The sequence below is a fragment of the Glaciecola sp. SC05 genome, assembly GCF_041380235.1.
Taxonomy (GTDB): Bacteria; Pseudomonadota; Gammaproteobacteria; order Enterobacterales; family Alteromonadaceae; genus Glaciecola.
The window spans coordinates 308,020-323,586 of record NZ_JBGIYY010000002.1 but is presented as its reverse complement, the minus strand read 5'-3'; the positions used below and the strand labels follow the sequence as shown (position 1 = coordinate 323,586).

Annotated in this window: 11 protein-coding genes; 3 read left to right on the top strand and 8 right to left on the bottom strand. The window is 44.5% G+C overall.

Features of this window, described 5'->3' with window-relative positions; translation table 11 throughout:
- Window positions 1-134 precede the first annotated feature (134 nt).
- On the top strand, window positions 135-2,324 hold the full coding sequence (katG, locus tag AB9H30_RS03215) for a catalase/peroxidase HPI (RefSeq protein ID WP_371193175.1): 2,190 nt from the start codon (window positions 135-137) through the stop codon (window positions 2,322-2,324).
- A gap of 354 nt (window positions 2,325-2,678) precedes the next feature.
- On the opposite strand, the gene AB9H30_RS03210 is transcribed toward katG, so the two are convergent.
- The 6 genes from AB9H30_RS03210 to AB9H30_RS03185 form a co-directional block, all read right to left on the bottom strand.
- Window positions 2,679-3,293 (bottom strand): DUF6702 family protein, encoded by a 615-nt coding sequence (locus AB9H30_RS03210; protein ID WP_371193174.1) that lies wholly within the window; start codon window positions 3,291-3,293, stop codon window positions 2,679-2,681.
- An 8-nt stretch (window positions 3,294-3,301) separates the two neighbouring features.
- Window positions 3,302-5,779 carry a M1 family metallopeptidase gene (locus tag AB9H30_RS03205; protein ID WP_371193173.1) on the bottom strand — a complete coding sequence of 826 codons (2,478 nt, stop codon included), beginning with the start codon at window positions 5,777-5,779 and terminating at the stop codon, window positions 3,302-3,304.
- A gap of 300 nt (window positions 5,780-6,079) precedes the next feature.
- Window positions 6,080-6,628, bottom strand: a complete 549-nt coding sequence (locus tag AB9H30_RS03200) for a cob(I)yrinic acid a,c-diamide adenosyltransferase (protein WP_371193172.1) — start codon at window positions 6,626-6,628, stop codon at window positions 6,080-6,082.
- A gap of 23 nt (window positions 6,629-6,651) precedes the next feature.
- Window positions 6,652-7,911 (bottom strand): CsiV family protein, encoded by a 1,260-nt coding sequence (locus AB9H30_RS03195; protein WP_371193171.1) that lies wholly within the window; start codon window positions 7,909-7,911, stop codon window positions 6,652-6,654.
- Window positions 7,904-11,398, bottom strand: a complete 3,495-nt coding sequence (gene mfd / locus AB9H30_RS03190) for a transcription-repair coupling factor (RefSeq protein ID WP_371193170.1) — start codon at window positions 11,396-11,398, stop codon at window positions 7,904-7,906. Before mfd ends, AB9H30_RS03195 begins: the two co-directional genes overlap by 8 nt.
- Window positions 11,399-11,528: 130 nt before the next feature.
- A complete protein-coding gene (locus AB9H30_RS03185) occupies window positions 11,529-12,107 on the bottom strand; it encodes a PilZ domain-containing protein (protein WP_371193169.1) in 579 nt (192 codons plus the stop codon).
- A 110-nt stretch (window positions 12,108-12,217) separates the two neighbouring features.
- Here AB9H30_RS03185 and AB9H30_RS03180 point away from each other — a divergent pair, with 110 nt between their 5' ends.
- Together AB9H30_RS03180 and AB9H30_RS03175 are read left to right on the top strand one after the other, a co-directional pair.
- Window positions 12,218-13,414, top strand: a complete 1,197-nt coding sequence (locus tag AB9H30_RS03180) for a lipoprotein-releasing ABC transporter permease subunit (RefSeq protein WP_371193168.1) — start codon at window positions 12,218-12,220, stop codon at window positions 13,412-13,414.
- A 106-nt stretch (window positions 13,415-13,520) separates the two neighbouring features.
- A complete protein-coding gene (locus AB9H30_RS03175) occupies window positions 13,521-14,087 on the top strand; it encodes a phosphoribosyltransferase (RefSeq protein ID WP_371193167.1) in 567 nt (188 codons plus the stop codon).
- A gap of 90 nt (window positions 14,088-14,177) precedes the next feature.
- Here the strand turns inward: AB9H30_RS03175 and AB9H30_RS03170 are convergent, their stop codons facing one another.
- Together AB9H30_RS03170 and AB9H30_RS03165 are read right to left on the bottom strand one after the other, a co-directional pair.
- Window positions 14,178-14,762: an ACP phosphodiesterase gene (locus tag AB9H30_RS03170; protein WP_371193166.1), complete on the bottom strand. Its 585-nt coding sequence runs from the start codon at window positions 14,760-14,762 to the stop codon at window positions 14,178-14,180.
- A 52-nt stretch (window positions 14,763-14,814) separates the two neighbouring features.
- Window positions 14,815-15,459, bottom strand: coding sequence for an energy-coupling factor ABC transporter permease (locus tag AB9H30_RS03165; RefSeq protein ID WP_371193165.1), 645 nt, complete (start codon window positions 15,457-15,459; stop codon window positions 14,815-14,817).
- Window positions 15,460-15,567: the final 108 nt, after the last annotated feature.

The following is a 15,567-nucleotide window of genomic DNA, read 5'->3' as shown; positions in this document are numbered from 1 at the left end:
TCTTAAAAAACGATTAATTGCATCGCTAAAACTCGCTGTCCGTTTCGCCCATTAAGCTCTATTATCGTAAATAGATTATCACCTTTGCTTCATTGTCAGTTAGAAGTCTAAGAAATATATAAGGAATCTTTTTTATGAATACCGAGCAAAATACCCAAGGCGCTACCTGTCCAGTCATGCACGGCGGTGCTACCTCTGCCACTTTTACTGAAAAAACGTGGTGGCCAAAATCACTTAATCTTGACATATTGCACCAGCACGACAGCAAATCGAACCCACTAGGCAAAGACTTTAACTATGCCGAAGCCTTCAAAACACTCGACCTTGAAGCGGTAAAAGCCGACCTCAAAACACTAATGATCACCAGTCAAGACTGGTGGCCTGCTGATTGGGGGCATTATGGCGCCTTGATGATCCGCATGGCTTGGCATAGCGCCGGTACCTATCGTATCGCCGATGGCCGCGGTGGCGCTGGCACGGGTAATCAGCGTTTTGCACCTATTAACAGCTGGCCTGACAACGCAAATTTAGACAAAGCAAGGCGCTTACTATGGCCTATCAAACAAAAATACGGCAACAAGCTCTCTTGGGCAGATTTAATCATCTTAGCCGGCAATATGGCGTATGAGTCAATGGGCTTAAAGACCTTTGGATTTGCAGGCGGTCGCGCAGATATTTGGCACCCTGAAATAGATATCTATTGGGGCTCAGAGCAAGAATGGTTAGCACCTTCTGATAATGAAAAAAGTCGCTATTCAGGTGAGCGAGATCTAGAAAACCCCTTAGCAGCGGTAATGATGGGTTTAATTTATGTCAATCCAGAAGGGGTTGATGGCAAGCCCGACCCGCTTAAAACCGCTCACGATGTGCGCGTGACATTTGCCCGCATGGCAATGAATGATGAAGAGACCGTTGCCTTAACCGCTGGCGGACACACGGTTGGCAAATGTCATGGTAATGGTCGAGCCGAAAACTTAGGGCCGGAGCCGGAGGCTGCAGATCTGCAAGAGCAAGGCTTAGGTTGGAATAATCACAAGAGCAGAGGCATGGGTCGTGATACCGTCACTAGCGGTATTGAAGGTGCATGGACAACTAATCCAACGCAGTGGGATAACGGCTATTTTTATTTGCTATTTACTTATGATTGGGAATTGAAAAAGAGCCCGGCAGGCGCTTGGCAATGGGAGCCCATCGACATTAAAGAAGAAGATAAGCCGGTGGATGTTGAAGACCCTAGTATTCGACTCAATCCAATTATGACCGACGCTGATATGGCAATGAAGATGGACCCTGAGTATCGCAAAATTTCGGAACGTTTTTATAAAGACCCAGCGTATTTCTCTGAAGTGTTTGCCCGCGCTTGGTTTAAATTAACGCATCGTGATTTGGGGCCAAAAAGCCGATATTTAGGCGCTGATGCACCTAGTGAAGAATTGATATGGCAAGACCCAGTACCGGCTTCAAGTAGTACCTTAAACGATAATGACATTGAGGCACTAAAAGCCAATATATTAGCAAGTGGCCTTTCTAAGTCTGAATTAATTAGCACGGCTTGGGATAGTGCACGTACTTTTCGCGGTTCAGATTTTAGGGGTGGAGCCAACGGTGCACGCATTCGTTTAGCACCACAGAGAGACTGGCAGGGCAATGAGCCTGAGCGCTTACAAAAAGTTCTGAGCGTGCTAGCGCAGCTAAAATCAGACTTTAACAAAGAAGTTAGTATTGCTGATTTAATTGTACTGGGCGGCAGCGCGGCCATTGAACAGGCAGCAAAGGCAGCAGGCGTGCAGGTTAAAGTGCCATTTACCCCAGGTAGAGGTGATGCTAGTGACGAACAAACCGATGCCGCATCTTTTGATGTATTAGAGCCGGTGCATGATGCTTATCGCAACTATCTTAAGCAGCACTTTAGCGTTCAACCAGAAGAGCTAATGTTGGATAAAACACAGTTGCTTGGCCTAACCGCGCCTGAAATGACAGTGTTAGTTGGTGGAATGCGCGTATTAGGCACTAACTATGGCGACTCTGCACACGGTGTATTTACCGACAAAGTAGGCGTGTTAACTAACGACTTTTTTGTCAACTTAACCGACATGCGCTATAGCTGGGAGCCCACGGGACGCAATTCATATAACATTGTGGAGCGCAGCAGCGGCGACACTAAATGGACAGCCTCCAGAGTGGATTTAGTCTTTGGCTCCAACTCTATCTTGCGTTCTTATGCAGAAATGTATGCACAAGACGATAGTAAAGTGAGATTTGTAGAAGATTTTATAAAAGCCTGGGTAAAAGTCATGAATGCCGACCGTTTTGATTTGGTCTAAGTAACCCCAAGACAACCCATCGACCCATTGCCACCTGACTCCCCACTTATTAACCCCGCCCCCCTTCGTAAAGCCGTCGAAGGAAGGGGCCTCCCAATATAAACCCGAAGCACACATTGCAACTACTTTTCCCCAAATAGCGACTTATCTTGTTTAAAACCATTTGACCGATGCTCAAATTCTTTTGCTAAATTATGCAACTTATTGTGCGCTTTCTACGACTTTATATTATGCGTGAATTTATTATTGATAGCCCACCGGCAAAAGGTGACGCAGCGATTTATCCACGCTAGCGTGCAGGTTTTCTAATATTTTTTATGTTCAAAATCATGCTGCCATTTAGCAGCGTGCTCATTACTTAAAACTCACACTTAACAACTCTGTATTGTCGGTAAAGGTGAGTGTTTTAATATCTCCCATACCTTCAATATTGATAGTGTTAGTTTGTGTGTGCCAGATGTCTCTCAATGCATTGTGTTGAATATACATGCCACTTAAGTTTTCGGGGGCAGGTGTTTCTTGGTATACCCAAAAGTGTTTACCTTCAAGCTCGGTTCCCACTAAGGTAAGCGCTAGCTCTGTTTTGTCTGCACTGTATATTGCAAAGCGTTGAGTAACATAGTTCGCAAAATCTGACTGTGTTTTCTCACTTTGAATAATATCGGCGTTGCCATCAAAAATCTCTTTAACGGCATGCTCGGCGTCGTGCAAGTCGAATCGGTGCATAACTTCAATATTATTTGTGCGAGCGTTAAAATATACAGTGGTGATAGCCATCTTTTGCTGGTGCGCATGCACTCCAGTGCTGGTCAAAACGCTCATACTCACACTGACAAGAAAAAAACTGCTTATTAACAAAGTGCCGAATAATTTCAGCGCTGCAATCTGCTTGGACATGGGGGCAAATACAGACGACAAAAATGTCGCCTGTGTTGCGCTAATGGATTGAACTAGCCTAGGCATTTTCATACTAGATCCTATTCTTGCTCACTCTCGTTTTCTTCTGCTTCGCCGTCAGACTTAAGCTCAGTTTTTATGTCTTGCATAAGGTCACGTCGCACTCCAGACTCGCTGCGCTCAGACTTATATGCTTCTATACGCGATGGAATAATACGACGAGGGTAATGATTGTTCTCAACATCGACGTCGGCTGTTTCCCAGCGAGGATCCACGGTCACAGATGTAAGTACCTTATCTTTTTCCGTGATAATTAATTTAGACACGGCCTTGGGAGTACGACGCCAAATTTCAGCTGGAATATACATATTATCCGTGCTGCCATCTTCAAAGCTTAGCTCAAGAATAATGGGCATGACTAAACCACCTTTATTTGAGAAGTCGAGTACGTAGTAATTTTTATCTTCTTTTACTGCGCGTTCAAATACACGTTTTTCCCATGGGTCTAGGTTTTTCAAAAATGACTGATATTTGTTTCGTTCTTTATTGGTGACGGTAAATTGGTCGTTGTCATCATAGAAATCACGTATGTCTTTGTTACGGTCTACCCATAACTCGATACCTTCTGCTTTATTTCGTTCATCGGTAAGAGACAATGGTTTATCCATTTCAGCTTCGCGTTGGCGCGAAAAATCGATATCTGGATCTTCAGTATCTAAACGCAAGGCGTAGACACTATCTAATGAAATATCGACGTGATCGGTTGAGTAAAACCACCCGCGCCAAAACCAATCTAAGTCCACCCCTGAGGCTTCTTCCATTGTGCGGAAAAAATCAGCTGGGGTAGGGCGTTTGTATTTCCAACGTTGCGCGTACTCTTTAAACGCAAAATCGAATAGATCACGGCCGAGAATGGTCTCGCGCAGAATATTAAGCGCTGCTGCTGGTTTGGTGTAAGCATTAGGCCCTAAGCGTAATACTGAATCAGACTGAGTCATAATCGGAACTTGTGTGCTCGACTTCATGTAGTCTGTAATATCTCGTGGTTCAACTCCCCATGGAATGGTTGGATCCCATTCACGACCCGCAACGCCGTCTAAGAAGCTGTTAAGTCCTTCATCCATCCATGTCCACTGGCGTTCATCAGAGTTTACAATCATGGGGAAGTAGATATGCCCCACTTCATGAATAACTACACCGATTAAAAAGCGTTTTTCAGCTAAAGAGTAGGTGCGCTCACCATCATCTTGTAGCTTGGTGCGCGGGCCATTGAAGGTGATCATGGGGTATTCCATTCCGCCCACTGGGCCATTCACTGATTGAGCAACTGGATAAGGGTAGTCAAAAGAGAAGCGGCTATAAACTTCCATGGTATGGATCACAGACTCGGTGCTGTATTTCTTCCACAAGTCACCACCTTCTTTTGGATAAAATGACATTGCCATCACTAGTGGCTGTTCGTCACCACCTTGATTATAACCTTTAGCATCCCACATAAATTTGCGTGAACTCGCCCATGCGAAGTCTCTCACTTTGTCCGCTTTAAAACGCCAAGTTTTAGTATCTGAGCTACCTTCTTTTTCGTTTTCTAAGGCCTCATCTGGGGTAACGATAAATACTGGGCGTTCTGCTGTTTCAGCTTGTTTTAAACGCTTGCGTTGCTCGCTTGTGAGCACATCTCTGGGGTTAGCTAATTCGCCGGTCGACGAGACGATATGGTCGGCTGGCACGGTAATACTGACATCATAGTCACCAAATTCTAGGGTAAACTCGCCACGGCCAATAAACTCTTTGTTGGTCCAAGCTTCATAATCGGTGTAAGCGGCCAAGCGCGGAAACCACTGAGCCAGTAGAAATATATCGTTGCCGCCTTCGCGAGCATCGTCTGCAAAGTGCTCGTAGCCTGCGCGAGCTGAAACCGCATCTTCTTCCACAATGTTAAAGGCAAAATCAATGTTCAGTTCAGTGGTAGATTTTGGTTTTAGAGGTGCAGATAAATCGACTCGCATCAAGGTGCCAACGACCGTATATTTCAGTGCATTGCCTTTGCCATCTGCAACCTTCTGTAAATCATAACCAAGCTCGGTATCGTCAACAAATTGTTGGCGTCGTAAAGCGCCTAAACTCAAGCGCGCAGGGCTGTCTGCGTTCGCTCCTTGTGTGGCTGGCCCACGGTTGCCAATGCCACCAAAGGTAGTGGTTAGCGCCGACATTGAGTCGTCACGAAATTTATTTTGGTCTAACTGAATCCATAAATACTTTAGTGTGTCGGGAGAGTTATTGGTATAGCCAATCTTTTGTGAAGCACTTAAGCGGCGTTTATCTTCATCAAGTTTAACATCAATGACGTAGTCGACTTTTTGTTGCCAATACATATGGCCAGGCTCACCAGCAGCATTGCGGTACACATTGGGTGTTGGCAGTACCTCCTCGAGTTGACGAAACTTATCTTGAAAATCGCCTTTTGTTTGTTGAATGGCAGAGTCGGCTTGAGCGGTAATGAAGACAAAACTTGCAGCGCAGAGGATTGCGGCTAGTGAGGCTCGCTTTAAAGGCATATTGTGTTTCCTTGTGTCTTGATATTGAGATGCGTGCTGGATGTTTCAATTTTAGAATTGAGCCGTCTACGTATCGCGCCAACTGCGTACTAAACTGACTACGTAAAAAACCTTCCAGACTGTCAGGCTTAGTCTAAAGTCTACAAAAAACAAATGAAAGACGACGTGAATGGTTCACAGACTTCCACTTTCTGCTAAGGTCTTTGAAAGGCCCATAATGCAAGGTTGTAGTGACTGTTTGAAGCCTTTTGGATAATTTGTAACAAAAGATGACTAGCGCATAAAAACGCCACTTTTAGATTAGACCTCGATGTCAGGATGTTCAGTGATATGATTGACTAGTCTCGAAAATACAAATAAATAATCTGATAGCCTGTTCACAAATGATAAAGCCAATGGGTGCACGTCGTGTACTTTCGATAGGCTTACTAAACGTCGCTCAGCGCGCCGTGCTACGGTTCGGGCTACATGCACATCGGCTGCAACTGGATGCCCACCCGGTAGGATGAATTTAGTTTGTGGCATGACTTCCATTTGCATGGCGTCAATAGATAGCTCCAATGCGTTTATCATATCGTCTGAAAGTTTAGCCTGATCGGATATTGCAAAACCAATCGCAAATAAGTGCTGCTGGATATTCTGCAGTTCACTGCTAAACCCTTGTAAAGCCACAAAATTTGCGGGTGTTGATGTTTTTAATTTTGCCTGAATCACCCCAATCCATGCATTTAGCTCGTCTAATGTGCCGTAGCACTCTAGCAGTGCGTCATCTTTATCCAGTCTGAGTACTTCTTTGGCGTAAACTTGAGTTTGGCCACTATCACCTTGTTTTGTGTATATTTTCATCATTTACCTTGAGCCTCGAATGAGGACTAATTTTGTTGATTGCCCACGTTTTGCGCACTATCAACAGGTGGCTGATAGCGTTCAAGACGCACTGTAATGCCAAAGGCAGGGTGGTCAAAGTAGTGTATTTGCTTACTAATAATGCGTCTACGCTGCTTTGAGGGGTAGCTGTTGAGGATGGGTGTGCCGCTGGCATCTAAGTCAAGACGAGCGTGTTTAAATTCGCTATCGACATGTAAATAAGGTACGCGATTCACATAATCTAAGTAGACTTTAAATAGGCCATCTAATTCCCATTGCGCGGTAATTTCGGCCGTATCTGTTTGCTCTTTATCTGCTGCATCATCTGGGACTTCCCAAGTGACGTCTTGTTCAGATTTGAGCGCACTTTCGATTAAGTTTAACTGCTTTAGCACAAAGGCCATTCGTGCTGTTTCTGGCAAATCTTCTGTGCTGGTGTCGTCAATCGGAGTTTTAAGCACCGCGTCGGCTTCGGTATTTTCGAGTGTATCGTCCTTTACCTTGGCTGAAGGGTCCAAGCGTTTGCCGGCAAAAATACGATAAAACGATGCATTGTCTTCGCCGAATATTACAGGTTGACGCCAAGCGGTGTAAATAATCGGGGTGATGTCTCGTTGAGCAAATACTCGTTTTGCATACTCACTGAGAGGCAATTGTTCATTTGCCAAGACACTGTGATGCCCGATGAGATAGGGTGAATTTGCGAAGAATTGCTGGGGCACTTGATCAAAATCATCATACGCCAGTTCGCTAGTGCAGGTCAGGACCGGCAAGTGCGGAGGTTCTTGCGTCAGCCAATATTGTTGCTGTTCAACAAACTGTAGATGTGAGATATCAAACAGCACATTATCTACAGATGTATCCTGACCGCTTAAGGTTTCTGTTAGCGCTTGCCTGTCGCGCTCAAATTCTTGTAGTAAGCCCTCAACATCAAATGAGCTTATTGTTAAGTCTGCTAGGGTGACGCTGCGCTTGTTTGGGTCGCAGTCGGGCAGGGCATTTGCCAAGCGAAACGTTGGATTTGTGCGTTTGAATAAGTCTATCGTAAATAGATCAAAGGGCGAGTCGTCAGAAAAGACGTAGTCGGTTTGTGCGAAATCTTCAGGGTGACCAGGCAGCAAATCCCGCTTAAAAGCGATAAACTCGATATCGAACCACCAGTCCGAATCACTTTCTTGCGCAAACGTTGAAGGCACACACGATAGTGCGACAGTCACAAACAATATTGATGACTTTAGCAGGTGCCTAGTAGAAAACTCAGCCATGACATTCCTTTAACAATCTTTCCAGCATTGAGTGTACCAATTCTATACGTTCCTTGTTAGCGGAAGTTTTTTTGATTACACGCAGTTTTTGCGGGCCATCAAAGCGATATTGAGTCGGTTTAGTTTGAATCAATTGAATTAAGTAACCGGGATCAATTTTTGTGTCTTGAGTAAATTCAAATGAGCCGCCAATTTCGGTGAATTCAATTTTGCTAATCCCTATTTGATTTGCAATCAATTTCATCATCGCGATGGCAACTAGATTCTTTGTGGGCTCAGGTAATAAGCCAAAACGGTCAATTAATTCGATTTGATATTCGTCTATATCGTCTTGGTTTTTGCAACTGGCGAGCTTTTTATAAAGCGACAGACGAACGTTCACATCGCCAATGTAATCATCGGGGATCAACGCCGCGATCCGAAGCTCAATTTCGGTTTGTCGTCCTAATGCATCGCTCAAACTAGGCTCTCTGCCTTCTTTAAGGGCTTCTACTGCCTTTTCAAGCATTTCCATATACAACGAGAAGCCAATCGCATTAATTTGCCCAGATTGGTCATCACCCAGTAATTCACCGGCGCCTCTTATTTCTAAGTCATGCGTAGCGAGCGCAAAACCTGCGCCAAGGTCTTCTAGTGACGCAATGGCTTCTAAGCGTTTAACAGAGTCCTTGGTCATGCGTTTGGGATGAGGCGTTAGCAAATAAGCATAGGCCTGGTGATGGGAGCGTCCAACGCGGCCACGCAATTGGTGCAGCTGTGCTAAGCCTAAGTGATCGGCGCGATCCATAATGATGGTATTTGCAGTGGCCACATCTATACCTGTTTCGATAATCGTCGAGCATACTAAAACGTTATAGCGCTGATGATAAAAGTCGTTCATCACGCTTTCTAACTCGCGCTCGCGCATTTGCCCGTGACCAATGGCAATACGCGCTTCTGGAACAATGTCTTCAATTTCGCGAGCGGTTTTTTCGATGGTCTTAACTTCGTTGTGTAAGAAATACACCTGACCACCGCGTAAAATTTCGCGCATAATTGCCTCGCGAATAATATCGTCGTGACGCTTGAGCACAAAGGTTTTTACCGCCAATCTTTTTGCTGGAGGCGTAGCGATAATGGACAAATCGCGCATGCCGCTAAGCGCCATATTAAGTGTTCTGGGGATCGGCGTAGCGGTCAAAGTTAAAATATCGACGTCGGCTCGCAGGGCTTTAAACTTCTCTTTTTGACGCACACCAAAGCGATGTTCTTCGTCAATAATCACTAGGCCTAAATCTTTAAACTGTATGTCGTCTTGCAATAGTTTATGGGTGCCCACTATGATATCGGCTTGCCCCAGAGAAATGCGCTCAGCGGTGAGTTTTTGCTCTTTTGCGCTGACAAAGCGCGACATCACCTCAATAGTGAATGGAAACTGTGAAAATCGGTTTTTAAAGTTCTCATAATGCTGCTGCGCGAGTAAAGTAGTCGGCACTAAAATTGCCACCTGTTTACCATTTGCTGCGGCTATATACGCCGCACGCATAGCAACCTCGGTTTTACCAAAGCCCACATCGCCGCACACTAAGCGGTCCATGGCGTTTGGCGAGCCCATATCTTGCAGCACAGCGTTTATGGCGCGTGCCTGATCGTCGGTCTCAGTATAAGGAAAACTGTCAGAAAATGTACGATATTCTTGCCAATCAATTGGGTAAGCAAAGCCAGGTTTTGCGGCGCGTTTCGCGTAAATATCCAGTAACTGTGCGGCGACGTCTCTAACGCGCTCGGCGGCCTTTTTCTTCGCTTTAGTCCACGTATCGTTGCCTAAATTATGCAGTGGAGCATGATCAGCATCGCCGCCGCTATATCGGCTAATAAGGTGTAAGGAAGAAACCGGAACGTATAATTTTGCTTGTTTTGCGTACGCAATGCACAAATATTCTGTGGTGATACCGCCTGCATCTAAGGTTTGTAAGCCAATGAACCTGCCTACACCGTGCTCAAAATGCACCACCGGAGAACCTTCAGAGAGCTCGGCTAAATTTCTGATGATGGCGCTTTCGTCTACCTGCGCAGAGCGCTTGCTCTGTTTACGACGCGCAACTTTATGGCCAAGCAGTTGCTTTTCGGTAACCACCAGCAGTGGTGAGGCTTTATCTTTGCATATAAAACTGTCTTCAACAGAGCCAATTACTATCGAAATAGGGCTTTTATTTAACTCAGTTTGTGCAAACTTAGCATGTGCTTCGGGCCGAATTTTCGCTTTGGCCAGAATATCGAGCAGCGCCTCTTTGTGCCCAGTAGATTCAGCCACAAACAGCACGGGCGTTTTTGACGACTGTGCTTTTTTGACTTCAGCTTGGATTGCCGTATACGGATTAGTGGCCGTCATGTCGATACCAATATTGTCTATTGGCTCACACTTAAAGTTAGCAAATCCTTTACTTGGGCTGCCGGTTTTACTCGAAAACTGCATGCTCGGCCAAGTTTTAAGGACGCTGAGCATCTCACCGGTTGGCTGATAAAGTTTTTCGGGAGCAAGTAGCGGGCGCGCAAGGTTAAATTGGTATTGCTCGTGACGGTTATGCAAGTCTCGCCAAAATTTGTCAGAAGCGCTTTGTAGGGCTTCATCGAACACGAACAGACTGTCTTCATGGAGATAGTCAAATATGGTCGCGGTTTGTTCAAAAAACAGTGGCAGATAATACTCTACGCCGCCAGGCATAGTGCCTCGACATACCTGATAGAACACCGACTCATGGTCGGCATTGTTGGCATTTGGGAACATGTCGAGATATTGATTGCGAAATAAGCTTATGGCTTCTTTATCGGTTGGAAATTCTCTAGCCGGAAGCATACGTATTTCGTCAATGCTGTCTAAGCTTCGCTGTGAAGAGGGATCAAAGTCGCGAATAGAATCTATTTCGTCATCGAACAAATCAATGCGAAAGGGGTGGTCGCTACCCATAGGATAAAGATCGATAATACTGCCACGAACACAAAACTCGCTGTGTGACATCACCTGACTAACATGCAAATATCCGGCTTTTTCTAGTGTGCGTCTAAATTCTGCCGGGTCGAGCTTTTGCCCTTTGTTTAGATAAAGCAGGTGCTGTCCAACATATTCCACAGGCGCTTGACGCTGCAGAAAGGTGTTAATCGGTATTAAAAACACACCGGCTTGCTTTTTACTGAGTAAGTAGAGGGTCTCTAAACGTTTTGAAACAATATCTTGATGCGGTGAAAAGGCATCATAAGGCAGTGTTTCCCAATCAGGGAACAAATGCACATCAACATGAGTTTTGCCGCTAAAAAAGCGTATTTCTTTTTCGAGCATTAATGCGTGAGACGTATCTTGCGTGATCACCACTAGGGGGCCGTCATGAGAAGCCGCAGCCTTTGCAAGCGCTAGGCTTTTGCTGGCGCCAGTGAGTTGCGACCAGCGAATATGGTCAATAATATTAGACGTGTTTTTCTTAATCGCTAAGCGCGGTTCAAATAAAGACATGTATCAATAGGCTCTCGTACAGCATTAACAAAAGAGTTGCTCTGTCACTGACTGCCAGCGACTAAGAGTCATTGTTTTGTTTAGGATTTAAGTTAACTCGGCGTTATTTCAGATCGTAAAGTCGAAGCTATCACTCAGTTTGGTTTTTACGCAATTGCGCAGTTTGCAGATGCAGGCTGGCGCGCACTAACAGTTCTTGGTCTTCTTCACGAATGCGCGTGTAGGCATAACTTACGTTAAAACCGTCTTCAAGTGCTTCGCATTGAACGGCTTGGGCAATGCAGTAAATAGCCGCCGCTTCGTTTTCTAAAAATAGCTTAATGGTGGCATATGCGCCCAAGTTAACCTCGTGCTTAAGCTTTATAATCACGCCACCGCCACCAAATTTAGTCGCGGTTTGACGATATTCAGCCTCATCCTGCTGCTGCAAAATGTACGACATCATCAAATCCATTTTCTTCGCTTGAAGCTGCAGATACTCGACCAAGTCATCAAATTTTTCACCCATGCTTCTGAAAGGGCGTAGGGCTTTTGACTCTATTTCAGACATTTGCGATGAAATTCTAAAGGCATAGGGCATCGATTGCTCAAACTGTGCCAGAGACTGAGTGGCATCTGCTTCGGTAGCCTCTTGCAAATTGACTTTAAGCGGATGAGCGATTAGAAAAAATTCATTAAACTGATCAAGCTTTTCGGTTAGGTTATTCAAGTTCGTTCTCAGTTTGTTATTTATTATTCACTTTTGCGCCGAAATTTTCTCACACAAAGCATCGTAATTGATAGTAAACTTAGCGCAATTCAAGGATTTTATCATTATTTATGTCTGTTTCTCATTTTATTGCATGGCGCTACTCACGTTCAGCCGCTAACCGAAGCTTTGTTGCATTTATCAATCGCTTTTCAGTGGTTGGCATTATGTTGGGTATTGCCGCTTTAATTATAGTGCTTTCGGTCATGAATGGATTAGAAGGGCAGCTTAAGAATCGTATTTTAGGCATTTTGCCCCACGTCATTGTTGAGCAGCCACCTCCAATTGCGCTAAGCGACGAAATTGGTCAACAAATACACGCTCGAGTAGCCTATGTTGAGCGTGAAGTTATAGTGCAATCTCGCAGCCAATTGAAAGGCTTAATTTTACAGGGTATCGATGCCCCATCGGCGCAGTCTTATTCAATCATTGCAGAACGAATGATACAGGGTGATTACTTAGCATTAAGACCGGGTAGCTTTAATGTCATCATTAGTCAAATTTTGGCAGCACAGCTCAATGTCCGAACCGGCCAAAGGTTACGCGTAATATCCACAGAGTCTAGCGTATATACCCCCTTGGGAAGGGTTCCCAGTCAGCGTTTAGTCACAGTGGCAGGCCTGTTCAGTGTAAATTCTGAGATGGATGATAAGGTAATTTTAATGCATATCGATGATGCGGCGCGACTGCATCGGCAAAAAACCAGTGACATTGCAGATACCCGATTATATCTCAAAGATGCCTTTGCATTTGCGCCCGTAGCAGACTATTTGGCTCAAAATGGCTTTCAATTTCGCACCTGGCGTGAGCGACAAGGAGCACTATTTGATGCCGTCAAAATGGAAAAAAACATGATGGTACTAATGCTCATGTTGGTCATCGCTGTGGCGGCGTTTAATGTGATTTCAGCCCTAGTTATGGTGGTGGCAGAGAAGCGCTCAGATATCGCAATATTGCAAACACAGGGTCTACTGCGCGCAGACATTATGAAAATATTTTTGTTTAACGGTATATTTAACGGTCTTAAGGGCGCGATTAGTGGCGTGTTGTTAGGATTGCTGTGTGCTTGGCAACTGAATACTATTTTAGGCTGGTTTGACACCGGTTTGGCATTTGGGGAAAACGGGCAGGGCTTACCGATAGATATTCAGTGGCAGCAAATCGCGTTTATAGCAGCGTGCAGCATGCTGCTATGTGCGATAGTCTCGCTCTATCCTGCATTCAAAGCTGCCTCTATCCATCCTGCAAATAGCTTGCGCAGTGAATAAACGATATACTTGCCAGAAAAAAAGGCGTCAAACTTGATACATTCAATCGCTATGCGCTTAAAAATGTCAGTGAAGTAAATCACTTAATATAGGTAACAATAAACTCGTGAATAAAGTATATATCAGCAGTGCAGACTTACTACGTGACTCATTTAGGGTGGCAGCGCTTGCCTATAAAGATGGTTTTCGCCCCGATTTCATTGTTGGTATCTGGCGTGGCGGAGCGCCTATTGGCATTGCGGTTCAAGAATTTTTTGAATTTAAAAATGCGCCAACTGACCACATTGCGGTTCGTACATCTTCATATTACGGTATTAATCAGCAGGCTAAAGAAATTAAGGTTCACGGGTTACACTATCTCATTGAAAACGCCAATGCCAACGATAAACTTTTGATTGTAGACGACGTTTTTGATTCAGGCCGCTCAGTAGCTGCGCTGATTGAACAGGTACAGGCATTAATGCGTTTAAATGCCCCAAAAGATATCAGGATCGCGACGCCTTGGTATAAACCAACAAATAATAAAACGGCGCTGATCCCTGATTATTTTATCCATGAAAGCACCGATTGGTTGGTGTTCCCACATGAACTATCGGGCTTAAGCAAAGATGAAATTCGTGCTGGTAAAACTGAATTAGCGGATATTTTTGATATTCTTGTTGATGACAACTAGCGTGTAGCTGTCGACTAAAAGCCCATTTAGCGAGTTTTGATTGATTTTAGCCGCTTACTGTTCGGTCTTTAAAAATACTGTGCCGGTCTTCTAGCCCCGGTTTTGGCTTTTCACCAAGGTCAAAAGCTGTGGATAAAAGCCAAAAAATGCCTCTTCGATGTGTGCATGATGCTCTACTACAAACTGATAGCCTTGCTGCGCAAAAATCACCCTATGGCGCAGTCGTTTTTCGATATTGATAAATGCCCTCAGACAGGCTGTAGATTGCTGATAGTCCCCTAGCCAACGGTGCTGTAACAATCCCTCTTTAACTGCATCATAGCGCCCAGGGATGGTCAACGAAGACTGCTCTAATTCTGCGTAAAACTCATCGGTCACTGAATGAAGATGTTGTTTTGAGTATAAGCCCCAATGACAACACAAGAGATGATCAAAATAGACGTCGAGCATGACACCCGACATTCGGCGTAAATGAGATGGAAAGTGCTCACGCAAGCCTCTAACGATAGGGTGACTGTCGGTAAAACTATCAATTGAACGGTGTAAAGATACGCCACGATAAATATGCTCATCTAAATGCCTTAGATTACTTCCTTTAACAAAGTCACCTAAAAAATTACCAAGCAGACTAGTTTGACTAGCGTGGGCAAGCTGAATGTGTGCAAGGTAATTCACACTGCCAAACCGCGCTGATTAATGACCTTGCTTATAAGCTGTAATTTTTGCATTACTTTCCGTCAATGTAGAACTTGTCTTCAAAGGTATAAACCAGATCAGGCTTGTACACAATTAAACAGGTTATGGTCATGCCGTTAAAAAAGGCTTCAGGGAACACCATTAGTAGCGTCATTTGAGCATAATTGTATTCAATTACATTCCAAGCGTAAAAACCATCGAGGTAGAAGTAGCCGCTCATGCTCAGCATTTTTAAGGCCATACTAATAGCGCCTGGGAAAAACGCACACAAAAATATATAGACAAACATGTGGCGAGAGATTCGATGAAACGAGATCATGTATATTAAATACGTAACGCCAATAGGCAGCAGAAGGCCTAGCAAGCCATTTACGCCGAACATAGACCATGTGTCTTGTCCAATAATGGTGCTGCCTAATAAAACAACGCTTGCAGCGATAACTGACCAGCGCAGGCCCAACACCAAGGTCAGTGCAGTGAGCCAAAGGAAGTGCATCACTAAGCCATCATAAATACTGACTCTAAATAACCAAAGTACGAATACACAGGTGATAGCACCAAACAGCTTGTGCTGAAAAGGGCGGTCTTTTAACAACTGTTTGAAATCTGTTTTGCTAACAATAAAGCCTAGAATGCCTAGGTAAATGCACAGACTGAGGATCTGTAATTCGGTCAAGCTGTAATCCTTGTAAATGAGTAACTGTTTTGCCAACACCGCATGTCTATAAGGTTTTCAATTCAAATAGACGCGGAATATTTATTTGCTTGAACATAATGTCAACAG